This is a genomic window from Agathobaculum sp. Marseille-P7918, from assembly GCF_900625105.1.
GTDB lineage: Bacteria > Bacillota > Clostridia > Oscillospirales > Butyricicoccaceae > Agathobaculum.
Genome location: NZ_UYYD01000002.1, coordinates 147,502 through 161,339, shown reverse-complemented (window position 1 = coordinate 161,339; position 13,838 = coordinate 147,502). Strand labels below are relative to the sequence as shown.

The following is a 13,838-nucleotide window of genomic DNA, read 5'->3' as shown; positions in this document are numbered from 1 at the left end:
AACACCTCCTGCGTTCCGGGGATACGATGTGCTTATCCCTTGTCCTGGTCGATCGCCTGCTGGATCATTTGCTTGAGGGATTCCATCTGCTTGGGTTCGGTCACCGCCCCCAAAATGGGCTCGCCTACGAGATTGCCGCTGCGGTCTACCACATACGTCGTAGGGTAAGCGTACACGCCCGAGGCAAACGTGCCTGCTTCACTGTCGGAATCAAAATAGACGTTCGTATAGGAGGCACCGGTCTTTGCCAGAACGTCCTTGGCCTCGGCAACCGCCGTTTCATTGCCGTCCAGCGTGAAGGCATTGATGCCGATGAGCCTGCCGTCCTGCTTCTGGAGCTCCTTGTTCAGGGCATCCAGATCGGCCAGCTCCCCGACACAGGGGCCGCAGGTGGTGAACCAGAAGTTGACCACTGTGACGGCGTTTTCGGAGAACAGGTCTTGGCTGTTCACCGCATTTCCGTCCAGATCCTTCCCCTCAAAGGCGGGAAATTGCTGCATGGATGCGTCCGCAGACGGAGCCATGTCTTCGGTCGTGTCCGGTTGGCTCTTTGCGCCGCAGGCTGCCAGAGAAAGCGCGAAAAGCGCGGTCAGCAGCAGCGCGGCAAATTTGGTTCTGTTCATGGTTTTTCTCCTTGCTTGGTAGGGTCGGTTTGCGGGGTCGGCTGTGCGGTTTGTCCGGCGCCGCTTCGGGCTTTGCCGGACGGCGCGCCGCAGCAGAAGCGCACAGCGCCGGTGGGACAGGCCCGGACGCACATGCCGCAGCGGATGCATTCGGTGTGGTCCGGCGTCCGAGTCACGTCCACATCCATTTTGCAGGCCTTGGCGCACTTCCCGCAGGAAATGCATTTTGTCTGGTCCACTTGCATCCGAACCAGTGAAATCTGGTTGAACAGGGCGTAAAACGCGCCCAGCGGGCACAGCCACTTGCAGAACGGACGGAAGAATGCGATGCTGCATAGGATCACAGCCAGCAGAATGCCGCATTTCCAGAGGAACAGATCACCCAGTGTGGCGCGGATGCCGGGATTGACCAGCGCCAGCGGGATGGCGCCCTCCAGTACGCCCTGCGGACAGAGGTATTTGCAAAAGAACGGATCGCCCAAGCCCGCTTGGTTCACCGCCAGCATGGGAAGCAGCACGACCATCCCCAGCAGAACCAGATATTTGAGCCAGGTCAGCGGGTAGAGCGCCTTGGTGGAGCGCTTTGCAAGCGGGATTTTGTACAGCAGCTCCTGAAACCAGCCGAACGGACAAAGGAAACCGCAGATGAACCGTCCCAGCAGCACGCCCAGCAGGATCAGCAGGCCGGTAATATAATAGGAAAAGTGGAATTTGGAGGAACCCACCACGGCCTGAAACGCCCCGATGGGACAAGCGCCGGCCGATGCCGGACAGGAGTAACAGTTGAGCCCCGGAACGCACAAGCGTTTCCCGGGCCCCTGATACAGTCCGCCCCGGAGGAAGTTGGGAAGATGAAGGTTGGTCAGCAGAGCGGCGCCTGCCTGTATCCAACCACGGCAGCGGGACAGCAGGCGGGACACGCCAAAAGGTCTTTTATCCAATGCCCACACACTCCAGACATAGATTGATCGCCTTGTACAGCACGGTATCCGCTTCGCCGCGCCAGACGCCGAAGACGGTCATGGCAATGCCCGCGGCGAACAGGATGAGCTGTGCTGCAGTCCGTTTTGAAAGGAACAACTGCATTCCTCCTTTCCGTTTGCGCTTTTATCATACCGTATGGCAGTTAAGATCTGCGTTAAAAACAGAAATTTAACAAAAACTTTATCCGCCTCTGCTATAATGAATGCATCGGTATGACGAAAACCGGAAAGGAGGAGTGAAAATGCATCTGTTGGTCGTGGAAGATGAACGCGCCCTGTGCCAGACCATCGTCCGGAGCCTGCGGCGGCTGGCTTACAGCGTGGATTTTTGCTATGACGGCGAGAAAGCGCTCGAGCTGCTGCAAACCGAGCGGTATGATCTGGTGCTGCTGGATTTGAATTTGCCCGGACAGGACGGGATGACCGTGCTGCGCAAGCTGCGCCAGACCGACCGGGAGACACGGGTGCTCATCCTGTCGGCGCGCAACGAGGTCGCCGATAAGGTGGAGGGGCTGGACGCCGGCGCCAATGACTATCTGTCCAAACCCTTCCATCTGGCGGAACTGGAAGCCCGGATCCGCAGCCTGACGCTGCGGCAGTTCACCCAGCACGATGTGATGTTGTCCTGCGGGCCGCTGACCTTTGACACAAAGGCGCGCACGGCCGCCGCCCGTGGGCAGACGCTGACGCTCACACGCAAGGAGACCGGGATCATGGAATATCTGATGTTCCATCAAGGACGGCCGGTCAGTCAGGAGGAACTGCTGGAGCACGTCTGGGATAACAGTGTCGATACGTTCAGCAATTCCATCCGGGTGCATATTTCGTCCCTGCGCAAAAAGCTGCGCGCGGCGCTGGGATACGATCCCATCCGCAACCGCATCGGCGAAGGGTATCTGATGGGAGGAACGGAACCATGAAACGGCTCTCCCTTCAGTGGCGGATCACCCTGATGACCGTCCTGCTCATCGGCGTCACCTGTGTTGCCATGAAACTGCTGCTTTGCTCGTCCGGCATCGGCTATATGGACGCCATTGGGCAGTTTGTGCAGGCGCGCAGCGGCGGGGCGGGCGCGGAAACCAGCGCTTTCATCCGCGAAACGCAGGAAGATTTCTGCATGACCAATTGGTATATGACCGCAGGGGTCACGCTGCTCGGCGGCGTGCTGGCGTATTTTGTCAGCGGGCGGGCGCTCCGGCCGCTGCGGCGCTTTGCCGCGCAGGTGGAACAGGTGCAGCTGACCAATCTGGCGGAAATCAAAATCGACGAGGATTTGCTGCCGGAGTTCCGGCAGCTGAGCCGGTCGTTCAACCAGATGCTGGAGCGGCTGAGCCGCGCGTTTGAAACCCAGCGGCAGTTCACCGGCAACGCAGCCCATGAACTGCGCACGCCGCTGGCGCTGATGCAGGCGCAGCTCGAGTTGTTTGCCGCCGAGCATCCGGAGGTGCTGCCTGAAACAGCGGAATTCCTCGGCCTGCTGCGGGAGCAGACCGAGCGGCTGTCCCAGCTGTCCCAGACGCTGCTGGAGATGAACAGCCTGCAATCTGCGCCGCGCACGGACCGCATCCAGCTCGGGCCGATGATCGAGGAGATTTTCACCGACCTTGCGCCGCTGGCAGAACAGCGCGGGATCGCCTTGGAGCGGGAGGGCGACGCCACCATGACCGGCAGCGATCCCTTGCTTTATCGGATGCTGTTCAATCTGACGGAAAACGCCATCAAGTATAACCGCCCTGGCGGGATGGTGGGCGTGGCGGTAGCCCGGGAGGAGTCCGGTTTGCAGATCCGCATTGCCGATACCGGCTGCGGCATTCCAGAGGCTTATCAGCACAGCATTTTCCATCCGTTTTTTCGCGTGGACAAATCGCGCAGCCGGGAATACGGCGGCGTTGGGTTGGGTCTGTCGCTCGTTTGGGAGATCGCCGCGCTGCACGGCGGCTCGGTTTGGGTGGAAAAAAGCTCGGAGGAAGGAACGACCATCGCGGTGCGATTTCCGCCGCAGGCCGTGCTTTCGGCAGATGGATAATGAATTTGCCGGTGCGCCGGCATGACAATATAGTGGGCAGCCACTGGAACGATTGTTCCGGTGGCTGCTTTTTGTCCGAAGCAAGTGCAGTGTCTGGTGGCATTTATTTTTCACCCAATCACGTGCTTGGGGAAAAGTCGGATGCGGTGCGCGGGAAAGCAACACCTTTTGATGCGGAATACTTCATATCAAACAGTGCGTGGTATGGTGCTGTGCAGAAGAGAAGTAGGGCGGGACAGATGGAGAGCCTGTGCAGATACAGTGCTGATATGGATGCGCAGTAAGAGAGAATGCTGCGACAAATTTTCTATTCCGAAGGCGGCGCATCACAGGATGAAAATCAATAAGTTACGAAAAGGGGAAATGGGATTTTTAGGGAAAATATGGACATTATTCTGAAATGACAGGCAGCGCTTTTTAATATAATTGTGCATAACAGACAAAAAGAAGCTGTAAAATTGTAAGCGACTGGATGAAAGAAATTGAAACAAATTTTCTATTTGCGATGGAAAATTCACTATTCTCAAAAAGAATCCTATGGTAAGATTCGTTTGTCGTTAAGGACATGATTCTTATGAAGAGAAGAGTGACAAGGTAATCAGCAGGAATTGAAAAGGAGTGTCAGAAAATGAAAAAACGATTGATTGGTTGGGCGCTTTTGTCAGCGATGCTGGCGGGTTTGGTTGGCTGCGGCCAGACATCCACAGATCAGGATGCGGCAAATTCGGATGCATCGCAGTCCAGTGGCAGCAGCGATGTGATCACGGTTGCCATGTGGGATTCTCCGCAGGAGCCTGGGTTTACCGAAATCCTTAAGAAATTTACCGAAGAAACCGGTATTGAGACCCGCATCGAGGTGACCCCCTGGGATCAGTACTGGACCATGCTGGAAGCTGCAGCGACTGGCGGTTCGATGCCGGATGTATTCATTATGCATTCCAATGAAATTGCCAAGTATGCAGAAAATGATATGCTGCTCGATCTGACCGATTACATTTCCAAGAGCGATAAAATTGATATGAGCAAATATCCGCAGGATATCGTAAGTCTGTATCAGAATGAGGACGGCGCGCAGCTGGGCATTCCGAAGGACATTGATACGGTAGCGCTTTGGTACAACAAGACGATGTTTGACGAAGCCGGTCTGGCGTATCCGGATGATACCTGGACTTGGGAAGACGTTGCGGCAGCAGCCCAGAAGCTGACGAAGGCGGACGGCAGCCAGTATGGTTTCGCAGTCAGCCCGGATAATGATCAGGGCGGTTACTACAACATCATTTACGATTACGGCGGATATGTCCTTTCGGACGACCAGCAGACCTCCGGTTTTGACCAGCCGGGCACCATTGAGGGCCTCACCGTCCTGATGGATATGGAGAAGAACGGCTATATGCCGCCGTACACGACGCTGGTGGAAAACGGCGACTGCACGCTGTTCATGTCCGGCCAGGTAGCGATGACGCTGCAGGGCTCCTGGAAGGTAAACGACCTGACGAACAACGAATATGTGAAGGAAAACTGCGATGTTGTGATCAAGCCGATGGGTCCGAACAATGTCCGCACCACCATTTACAATGGCGTTGCCTGGGCGGCTCCGGCAAACTCCTCTGATCCGGAAACGGCTTGGAAGGTCATTGAGTATCTGGGCTCGCAGGAAGCACAGCAGATGCAGTCCGATCTGGGCGTTATGATGTCGGCTTGGGAAGGTACTTCGGATAACTGGATCAATGCACATCCTGAGTTCAATCTGCAGGCGTATCTGGATGTTATGGATGACACGATGGTGATTTTCCCGCACTCCCGCCGTACGGTCAACTGGGCCAATATGATCAAGGAAGAGATTGGCGCGGGCTTCACGGGTGAAAAGACGCCGGAAGAGACCTGCAAGAACATTGCAGAGCAGATGAATCAGATTTTGAAAGAAACCAATTAACAAAAAATGCAATTCGCAGGAGGAATACCATGAGCGGAAAAAATAAAGCCGTAAGATATTCTGCGAAAAAGCGTAACGAAGCATGGTGGGGATACCTTATGGTGCTCCCCACCATACTTGGTTTAATCGTTCTGAATATCATTCCTATTTTTCAAACCATTTACCAGAGCTTTTTCAAAACAGGCGATTTTGGAAAAGGAAACATTTTCATTGGATTGCAGAATTATATCACACTGATCCATGATTCTTCCGTTTGGCAGGCCGTATGGAATACGATCCGGTATACGATTGTTGAAGTGCCGATTTCGATTGTCATCGCCTTGCTGCTGGCAGTGCTTTTAAACCGCAAAATGAAATGCCGGGTGGCATTCCGCACCATTTATTTCTTACCCATGATTGCGGCACCCGCTGCCGTGGCAATGGTTTGGCGGTGGCTGTATAACAGTCAGTTCGGTTTGCTCAATCATATTCTGGGCATCTTTGGATTCGGGCCGGTCAATTGGATTTCCGATCCTAAGATCGCGATTTACTCGGTGGCTGTGGTTGGCATCTGGTCGGTGATTGGATACAACATGGTGCTGTTTTTGGCGGGCCTGCAGGAAATCCCGAAGGACTATTATGAGGCGGCCCGTATTGACGGGGCAAATTCGGTGCAGCAGTTTTTCAACGTTACAATCCCGCTGCTTTCGCCGACCCTGTTCTTCGTCCTGGTTACACGCCTGATTGCGGCGATGCAGGTGTTTGACGTGATCTATATGATGATGGATCTGAGCAACCCCGCATTGGGAGAAACGCAGTCGCTGGTATACCTGTTCTATAATTATTCCTTCATCGAAGGCAATAAGGGTTACGGTTCAACGATCGTTATTCTGCTTCTTATGATTATTATGGTCATCACATTGTTCCAGAATTACCTGGAAAAGAAATGGGTGCACTATAACTGAGAAAAGAAGAAACCGACGATGGTTTGAACTTGGGAAAGGAGACGTTATGGGCAAAAAACGAAGCAAAAATATTTTGGCGATCTGTTTGCTTTCCATTGGTGCCGTTGTGATGCTGGTTCCCTTTATTTGGATGGTTCTGACGGCGTTCAAATCGGTTACAGAGGCAACGCAGGTGAATCCTTTTGTCATCTTCCCTTCGAAGTGGCTGCTGGACGGCTTTGAAAGCGCGATCGCAAAAATGGATATTCCGCAGCTTTATTGGAACACCATCTGGATGATCGTAGGCCGCGTGGTATGTGCGGTATTGACGGCAACGATGGCAGGCTATGCGTTTGCACGGTTGGAGTTCAAGGGCAAAAAGCTGCTGTTTACACTGGTTATTTTCCAGATGATGATTCCGACGCAGATCTTCATCATCCCGCAGTACCTGATGATCAATGCACTTGGCGCGCAGAACAGTATTTTCGCGCTGATCTTCCCCGGCCTTGTGACGGCATTTGGTACCTTCCTGATGCGGCAGAACTTCATCAATCTGCCCAAGGAGCTGGAGGAATCCGCCCGTTTGGATGGGTGCAATGTTGGACAGACTTTCCTGTTTATCATGCTGCCGCTGGCCAAATCCGGCATGGTGGCACTGGGCATCTTTACTGCGCTGTTCGCATTCAAGGATCTGATGTGGCCGTTGGTCGTCAACACCAATCAGGCAACGATGCCGCTGGCTTCGGCGCTGGCCAAGCTGCAGGGCACCTTCTCGTCTGATTATCCGGAGCTGATGGCGGCATCGCTGCTGGCGTGCATCCCGATGATCGTCATTTACCTGATTTTCCAGAAGCAGTTTGTAGAAGGCATTGCAACGTCCGGCGGTAAACTCTGAGGTGAAAGCGCATGAAACAAATCGAGCTGTATGAAAACGGAATTTATGCGGTCTGGCGGATCTGCGATAATCTGCAGGTGCAGCTGCTGCATTTTTCAGCGCAGGCTTTCCGGGAAAGTGAAATGCCGCAAGAGGGATTTTACACGATGGAAGTACAGGTCACAGGGGAAAACTGTGAACCGGAACGGAATGGCATCCGCCATGCCGTAACCAGCGCTGGTTGGAGACTGCAATATCTCCGCCATACGGATGAAAGAAATGAAAATGGACGGCGCATTACGTTCTATATGCAGGAACCTGTGATGGGCTTGCAGGCACGTCAGGTTTATCAGTTTTATGATGGAGTTCAGACCGTGCGCGCATGGGCCGAACTGGAAAATATCGGTTCCCGCGATTTGGGGATTGAATATGTATCCTCTTTTGCTTTGACTGGTGTGGAAAGAGGTGGATTGTCTGCGCCGGAGGACAAGATGCGCGTATGGATCCCGCACAACACCTGGTGCCGTGAGGCACAGTGGAAATCCTATTCTTTCCCCGAGGTGGGCCTCACCAGCAGCCAGATCCGGCAGCGGCAGCATTCCGCAACCGCGCTGGCCGTCGGCAATACCGGCACTTGGTCTACCAAGTCCTATCTCCCGATGGGTTATCTGGAAAACACGGAAACCGGTGCGGCGCTTCTCTGGCAGATTGAAAATAACGGCTCCTGGCATTGGGAGATCGGAGATCAGACCGGATATTATTATCTGCTGCTGTCCGGCCCCACCGAAAGCGACAATCACTGGTGGAAGTCCCTCAAACCGGGCGAGCAATTTGTTTCTGTTCCGGTGGCAGTTTCCGCAGTCAATGGCAGTTTTTCGCAAGCTGTTGGCGAAATGACCAAGTACAGACGCAGAATTCGCCGCAGTCATCCGGATCATGTAAAAGTAAGTGTGATCTTCAATGATTATATGAACTGCCTGTTTGCAGATCCGACCACAGAAAAAGAACGGAAGCTGATTGACACGGCAGCGGAACTGGGCTGTGAATACTTCGTTGTAGACGGCGGATGGTATTCGTCCGGCTATTGGTGGGACAGCGTCGGCGAGTGGAAGGAAAGCCGGGAACGCTTCCCCAACGGGCTGGTAGAAGTGATGGACTATATCCGCAGCAAGGGAATGATCCCTGGCCTGTGGCTGGAACTGGAAGTGATGGGCATTCACTCGCCGATGGTCGCACAGGTGAAACCCGATTGGTTTTTTACGCGGCACGGCAAAGCGGTGCAGGAACGTTCCCGTTATCAGCTGGATTTCAGAAATCCGGAAGTGATCCGCTATATGGATGCAACCATAGATCGTCTGATTCAAGAGTATGGCGTGGGATATTTCAAGATCGATTACAATATTGAGGCCGGCGTAGGCACAGAGGCCGATGCCGACAGCTTTGGAGACGGTTTGCTGTCCCACAACCGTGCGTATCTGCGGTGGCTGGAATCCATCATGGACCGCTATCCGGATCTGGTGATTGAGAACTGCTCGAGCGGCGGTTTGCGTATGGATTACGCCATGCTGGCGCGCTACCCGCTCCAGTCGACGAGCGATCAGGAGGATTACATCTATACAGCATCCATTGCAGCCAACGCGCCGAGCGCAGTGACGCCAGAACAGGCTGGTGTCTGGTCTTATCCGCTGGCGGACAGCACGGAGGAACAAACCGCATTCAACATGGTCAATGCAATGCTGATGCGGATTCATCAAAGCGGCAGACCGGATGTGATTGCGCCGGCGTGCCGTAAGCTCATCCAGGAAGGCATTGCCTGCTATAAGCAGCTGCGGATGGATGTGCCGCACTTCCTGCCGTTCTGGCCGATCGGGCTGTCGGCACTGGGCGACGAATGGATCAGTCTCGGTATGGAAACGGAAAAGCGTATTTTCCTTGCTGTTTGGAGATGCAACAGCAAAACGGGGACGATTTCGCTGCCGGTTCCTCAGTGGAAGGGCAAGCCGGTCAAAGCAAGTTGCTTTTATCCGCAATCCCTGCCCGCCAAGTGTGAATGGAATCGGGAACAGGGCAGTCTGAGCGCGGTGCTTCCGGCCTCTGTCTCGGCAAGAATTTTTGTATTGGAACGGTTGGATGCGGAGGATGACGCATGAAATATGTGACACTGAGAAACACGGATTTGCGTGTGAGCAATATCAGCATGGGTACCGGATCGTTCGGGGATCGGATTGATAAAAAATCCGCTTTTGAGATTCTGGACCGTTATTGCGAACTGGGCGGCAATTTTATTGATACCGCAAATGCCTACTGCAAATGGATCCCGGGCGCGGGCAACTGCGCGGAACAAATTCTGGGGGAGTGGCTCAAAACAGCCAAGGCCTCGGATATCGTTGTCGCGACCAAAGGCGGTCATTATGATTTCGCAGCACCGCAGGTTTCCCGCATCAGGGAATCCGAAATCCGAAAGGATTTGGAGGAGAGCCTGCAAACGCTGCACCGGGACTGCATCGATCTGTATTGGCTGCATCGGGATGATCCGACAGTGCCGGCAGAAGACATCCTGGCGCTGCTGGAACAACTGCGCACGGAAGGTAAGATCCGTTATTATGGAGCATCCAACTTCACGCTTGCGCGTTTGCGGGAATTTGAAAAGTGTGCTGCGGAAAACCATATACAGGGCTTTTGCGCGGTGTCCAATCAATGGAGCCTTGCAAGGAAAAAAAGCGCCTATGGCGTTGGGAATGACAATACAACGGTTGCAGTGAGCGAGGAGGAATACAAATGGCATGTGCAGACAGGCATGCCGCTGATCCCGTATTCGTCCACGGCCTCCGGCCTTTTTGACAGACTGTATCAGGCTGGTGTTGTGGCGAAAGACGGCAAGGTCATTGCGCCTGCCGGGGACATCAATCTTCCTCAGCCGCTGTTGGATGAATTCCTCAATGAACGCAATCTGTATATTTACGAGGAACTGTGCCGGCGGCATGAACAAGAGGGGACGTCCATTTTCGCGCTGTCGATTGCCTATCTGTTCAGCCAGCCGTTCCAAGTCATTGCGCTTTCCTCGGTGGATGTTCCGGAGCAGGTAGCAGGACTGGTAAGCGCAAGTGAATTGACAATGGATAAGGCGTTTGTCGAGAAATTTGGGAAATGAGATAAAACGGAGGTGTAAACAATGGTTTTTGCATTATATTTTGCGAATCGAGGTTTTTTCCCTGGATCGCTGATTGCAAGCGCGCGGGAGGAAGTCGAACAAGCGGTTAAAAAAGCCGGACATAGCTATATTGAAATGGACCCGGATGCAACCAAGTTTGGCGCAGTGGAAACAGTGGATGAAGGCCGTAAGTATGCGGCGTTTCTGGAAGCGCACCGCGGGGAGTATGACGGCGTAATCATGAGCCTGCCGAATTTCGGCGATGAGAACGGCGCCATCCCGGCGGTACGGGACGCAGGCGTGCCGATTTTCCTGCAGGCGTATCCCGATGAATTCGGCAAGATGGATTTTGCCAATCGCCGGGACGCATTCTGCGGCAAGTTCAGCATTGAAGACATGTTTTATCAGTATAAGATTCCCTACACGATCTTCCCGCCGCATGTCGTACACCCGTCCTCCGATGCATTCCAGAAAAATCTGAACGATTTTGCCGCGGTATGCCGCATTGTCAAGCGCATGAAACGGTATACGATCGGCGGCATCGGTGCGCGTACCACGCTGTTCAAGACCGTGCGGTTTGACGAGCTGGCACTGCAGCGGTACGGCGTTACTTATGAATCCTACGATCTGAGCGAACTGTTCTCCAGAATCCGCAGCATGCCCGATACGCGCGGCGCGGTCAAGGATAAGGTGGAATCGCTCAGGAAATACTGCAATTTCTGCAAGGTACCGGATGAGAAAATGCAGATTCTGGCAAAAATGTCGGTCGCAATTGATGATATGATCGAGCAATACCATTTTGACAGCGTTTCGATCCGCTGCTGGAATGAGATGCATCAGGAATTCGGCATCGCTCCCTGTGTGCTGCTCAGCGAACTGAACGACCGCGGCATTGTGGCGTCCTGCGAGATGGATGTTGCCAACACCATCACGATGGAAATTCTGGCGCAGGCTTCCCAGAAGCCGGCGGCATGCCTCGACTGGAATAACAACTATGGCGACGATGAAAACAAGTGTATCCTGTTCCACTGTGGCTCCACGGCGCAGGGACTGATGGAAGATAAGGGCACCGTTGGCGTGCATAAGATGTTCGCCAAGGGCAATGGCCCGGACTATGGCTGGGGTGTCAACGAGGGCCGTATTGCCGCCATGCCAATGACGTATGCCAGTGCAAGAACGGAAAACGGCTTGCTTTACACTTATGTGGATGAAGGCAGAATGACCGGTGAGCCGATCGAAAAAGAGTATTTCGGCTGCGCGGGCGTTGCGGAAATCAACGATCTCCAGAAGAAAATCCTTTATATGGCCAGAAACGGTTTCCGTCATCACACCACCATTACCGCAGGCCATTATGCGGATGCCATGGAAGAAGCAATGAAAACGTATCTGGGTTATGAAGTAACACGTTTTTGATCGGTTCATGTGCGGAAGGGAGTGGTTTGGTTGGATAAAGCGTATATTGGCCACATGAGTCAGGTATCCGGCGTAGAAGAACACCGCTTGGTCGGCGGCCGCGGAGACGGTATGCGGCTTTTCCTGGTGCGCAACGGCAGAGGACTGGAATTTACCGTCTCGGCCGACCGGTGCGCGGATATTTCCCGGCTCAGCGTTGACGGCGTCAATCTGGGATATTTTTCTCCGGTGGGGTATGTTGCACCATCGTATTATGACGGTGTTGGAAACGGTTTTCTCAAATCGTTTACCGCGGGGTTCCTGACGACATGCGGTCTTTACGCGGTCGGAACCCCCTGCCATGATGAAGGGGAGGATACGCCGCTGCACGGTTCTGTGGGCAACACGCCTGCGGAAAGCATACAGACGCATCAAACAGAGGACGCGATCGTGATACAGGCCAAAATCGATCAATCCGAAATGTTCGGACGAAAGCTGGTTCTGTATCGGACCATTACCTGTTCGACGCAGGACAACTGCCTGAGCATCCGGGATCGGATTGTCAATGAAGGCGATCGGATCAGCCCGTGCATGGTGCTGTATCACATGAATATGGGTTATCCGCTGCTCAGTGAAACCGCAGAACTTGCCATTCCCTCCGAACATGTTTCGGGCAGAACGGCAAAAGCGGAAAAGGGAATTTCCCATTGGCAGGAAATCACCAAACCGCAGCCGCAATTTGAAGAAGAATGCTTCTATCATCAGTTTACTGACAAGGGACTGGCCGGTATTTATAATCCGGCGGTCCAAAAGGGGCTTGTGATATCTTATGATGCGAAGCAATTGCCCTATTTTGTGCAGTGGAAAATGATGGGCGAACGCGAATATGTGCTTGGTCTGGAACCTGGGAATTGCCACCCGGATGGACGGGATAAGATGCGTCAGTCCGGGAACCTAGCACAACTGCAGCCGGGTGAAGAAGTTTCGTACTGCATCGATTTGCATTTTTTCCGGAATGAATCGGATTGGCGAAATGGTTTTACCCGTATCAATCAGGAGTGAGAAAATATGTTAGTAACGTTAAAAGAAGTATTAAAAGATGCAGAAAACAATCAGGTTGCAGTCGGTTCGTTTAATACGCCGAATCTCGAGAGCATTTTAGCGGTTCTGGGTGCGGCGGAGGAGTTGAATGTACCTGTCATCCTGATGCATGCGCAGGTGCATGAAGAGATCATGCCGCTGGATATCATCGGGCCGGTCATGCTGGAAAAGGCTGAGAAGGCACGCATTCCGGTGTGCGTTCACTTGGACCATGGCGAGAGCGTTGATTATATCGCACGGGCGTTCAAACTGGGATTTACCTCGGCAATGTATGACGGATCACTGCTGCCGTTTGAGGAAAATGTGGCCAAAACCTGTCAGGTCGTTGAAATGGCCAAGGCGTATGGCGCATCCGTGGAAGCGGAGATCGGTACACTGGGCAAACGAGAATGCGGCGGTGCGGACGACGGCGAAGGCGCGCAGATCTATACGGATCCGGAAGATGCAGAGCGCTTTGTCAAGGAAACCGGCATCGATGCGCTGGCCTGTTCGTTCGGTACGGCACATGGCCTGTATCTGAAAGAACCCAAACTGGATATGGGCGTTCTGGAAGGGGTGCGGCAGCGTGTTTCGCTTCCGCTGGTCATGCACGGGGGTTCGGGCGTCAGCGAGGATGACTATCGCGCGGTGATCGCCAGAGGCGTGCGTAAGATCAATTATTATACTTATATGGCAAAGGCAGGCGGAGAAGCGGTCCGGGAAATGATGCAGCGATCCGGTGACCAGCCGGTTTATTTCCATGATATTTTCACTGTCGGCATGCAGGCAATGAAGCAGAATGTCAAACGTGCGTTGCAAGTATTCAATATGCAGGTGATGTGATCTGTAGGAG

Annotated in this window: 14 protein-coding genes; 11 read left to right on the top strand and 3 right to left on the bottom strand. The window is 53.6% G+C overall.

Annotated elements, in window-relative coordinates; translation table 11 throughout:
- Positions 1-32 precede the first annotated feature (32 nt).
- From EJL02_RS04295 to EJL02_RS14125, 3 genes are read right to left on the bottom strand one after another with little or no spacing between them, the layout of a single operon-like run.
- Complete coding sequence (locus EJL02_RS04295) at positions 33-623, bottom strand: TlpA disulfide reductase family protein (protein ID WP_206426953.1); 591 nt, start codon at positions 621-623, stop codon at positions 33-35.
- Positions 620-1,564: a 4Fe-4S binding protein gene (locus EJL02_RS04290; protein WP_125115184.1), complete on the bottom strand. Its 945-nt coding sequence runs from the start codon at positions 1,562-1,564 to the stop codon at positions 620-622. Before EJL02_RS04290 ends, EJL02_RS04295 begins: the two co-directional genes overlap by 4 nt.
- Entirely contained in the window at positions 1,557-1,703 is a 147-nt protein-coding gene (locus EJL02_RS14125; RefSeq protein ID WP_164510271.1) for a CD1871A family CXXC motif-containing protein, read from the bottom strand. Before EJL02_RS14125 ends, EJL02_RS04290 begins: the two co-directional genes overlap by 8 nt.
- Before the next feature lie 145 nt (positions 1,704-1,848).
- Between EJL02_RS14125 and EJL02_RS04285 the strand changes: the two genes are divergently transcribed.
- The 11 genes from EJL02_RS04285 to EJL02_RS04235 all read left to right on the top strand — a co-directional run bounded on the left by EJL02_RS04285 (position 1,849) and on the right by EJL02_RS04235 (position 13,828).
- The gene (locus EJL02_RS04285; RefSeq protein ID WP_125115183.1) at positions 1,849-2,526 is read left to right on the top strand and encodes a response regulator transcription factor; all 678 of its coding nucleotides are present in this window, start codon (positions 1,849-1,851) and stop codon (positions 2,524-2,526) included.
- Positions 2,523-3,632 (top strand): sensor histidine kinase, encoded by a 1,110-nt coding sequence (locus EJL02_RS04280; RefSeq protein ID WP_125115182.1) that lies wholly within the window; start codon positions 2,523-2,525, stop codon positions 3,630-3,632. Before EJL02_RS04285 ends, EJL02_RS04280 begins: the two co-directional genes overlap by 4 nt.
- Positions 3,632-3,916: a hypothetical protein gene (locus tag EJL02_RS04275; protein WP_125115181.1), complete on the top strand. Its 285-nt coding sequence runs from the start codon at positions 3,632-3,634 to the stop codon at positions 3,914-3,916. Before EJL02_RS04280 ends, EJL02_RS04275 begins: the two co-directional genes overlap by 1 nt.
- 344 nt (positions 3,917-4,260) lie before the next feature.
- On the top strand, positions 4,261-5,565 hold the full coding sequence (locus EJL02_RS04270; protein WP_125115180.1) for an ABC transporter substrate-binding protein: 1,305 nt from the start codon (positions 4,261-4,263) through the stop codon (positions 5,563-5,565).
- A 29-nt stretch (positions 5,566-5,594) separates the two neighbouring features.
- Entirely contained in the window at positions 5,595-6,509 is a 915-nt protein-coding gene (locus tag EJL02_RS04265; RefSeq protein ID WP_125115179.1) for a carbohydrate ABC transporter permease, read from the top strand.
- 46 nt (positions 6,510-6,555) lie between these two features.
- On the top strand, positions 6,556-7,383 hold the full coding sequence (locus tag EJL02_RS04260) for a carbohydrate ABC transporter permease (RefSeq protein WP_125115178.1): 828 nt from the start codon (positions 6,556-6,558) through the stop codon (positions 7,381-7,383).
- An 11-nt stretch (positions 7,384-7,394) separates the two neighbouring features.
- A complete protein-coding gene (locus tag EJL02_RS04255) occupies positions 7,395-9,512 on the top strand; it encodes a glycoside hydrolase family 36 protein (RefSeq protein ID WP_125115177.1) in 2,118 nt (705 codons plus the stop codon).
- Positions 9,509-10,513: an aldo/keto reductase gene (locus EJL02_RS04250; protein ID WP_125115176.1), complete on the top strand. Its 1,005-nt coding sequence runs from the start codon at positions 9,509-9,511 to the stop codon at positions 10,511-10,513. Before EJL02_RS04255 ends, EJL02_RS04250 begins: the two co-directional genes overlap by 4 nt.
- 21 nt (positions 10,514-10,534) lie before the next feature.
- The gene (locus EJL02_RS04245; protein ID WP_125115175.1) at positions 10,535-11,926 is read left to right on the top strand and encodes an L-fucose/L-arabinose isomerase family protein; all 1,392 of its coding nucleotides are present in this window, start codon (positions 10,535-10,537) and stop codon (positions 11,924-11,926) included.
- Positions 11,927-11,947: 21 nt separating this feature from the next.
- Positions 11,948-12,967: an aldose 1-epimerase family protein gene (locus tag EJL02_RS04240; protein ID WP_243114398.1), complete on the top strand. Its 1,020-nt coding sequence runs from the start codon at positions 11,948-11,950 to the stop codon at positions 12,965-12,967.
- A 6-nt stretch (positions 12,968-12,973) separates the two neighbouring features.
- Positions 12,974-13,828 carry a class II fructose-bisphosphate aldolase gene (locus tag EJL02_RS04235; protein ID WP_125115174.1) on the top strand — a complete coding sequence of 285 codons (855 nt, stop codon included), beginning with the start codon at positions 12,974-12,976 and terminating at the stop codon, positions 13,826-13,828.
- Positions 13,829-13,838: the final 10 nt, after the last annotated feature.

Excerpts from the sequence above, each read along its gene's own strand:
- EJL02_RS04295 (WP_206426953.1), bottom strand. The coding sequence starts at position 623 with ATGAACAGAACCAAATTTGCCGCGCTGCTGCTGACCGCGCTTTTCGCG.
- EJL02_RS04285 (WP_125115183.1), top strand. The coding sequence starts at position 1,849 with ATGCATCTGTTGGTCGTGGAAGATGAACGCGCCCTGTGCCAGACCATC.
- EJL02_RS04280 (WP_125115182.1), top strand. The coding sequence starts at position 2,523 with ATGAAACGGCTCTCCCTTCAGTGGCGGATCACCCTGATGACCGTCCTG.
- EJL02_RS04275 (WP_125115181.1), top strand. The coding sequence starts at position 3,632 with ATGAATTTGCCGGTGCGCCGGCATGACAATATAGTGGGCAGCCACTGG.
- EJL02_RS04270 (WP_125115180.1), top strand. The coding sequence starts at position 4,261 with ATGAAAAAACGATTGATTGGTTGGGCGCTTTTGTCAGCGATGCTGGCG.
- EJL02_RS04265 (WP_125115179.1), top strand. The coding sequence starts at position 5,595 with ATGAGCGGAAAAAATAAAGCCGTAAGATATTCTGCGAAAAAGCGTAAC.
- EJL02_RS04260 (WP_125115178.1), top strand. The coding sequence starts at position 6,556 with ATGGGCAAAAAACGAAGCAAAAATATTTTGGCGATCTGTTTGCTTTCC.
- EJL02_RS04255 (WP_125115177.1), top strand. The coding sequence starts at position 7,395 with ATGAAACAAATCGAGCTGTATGAAAACGGAATTTATGCGGTCTGGCGG.
- EJL02_RS04250 (WP_125115176.1), top strand. The coding sequence starts at position 9,509 with ATGAAATATGTGACACTGAGAAACACGGATTTGCGTGTGAGCAATATC.
- EJL02_RS04245 (WP_125115175.1), top strand. The coding sequence starts at position 10,535 with ATGGTTTTTGCATTATATTTTGCGAATCGAGGTTTTTTCCCTGGATCG.
- EJL02_RS04235 (WP_125115174.1), top strand. The coding sequence starts at position 12,974 with ATGTTAGTAACGTTAAAAGAAGTATTAAAAGATGCAGAAAACAATCAG.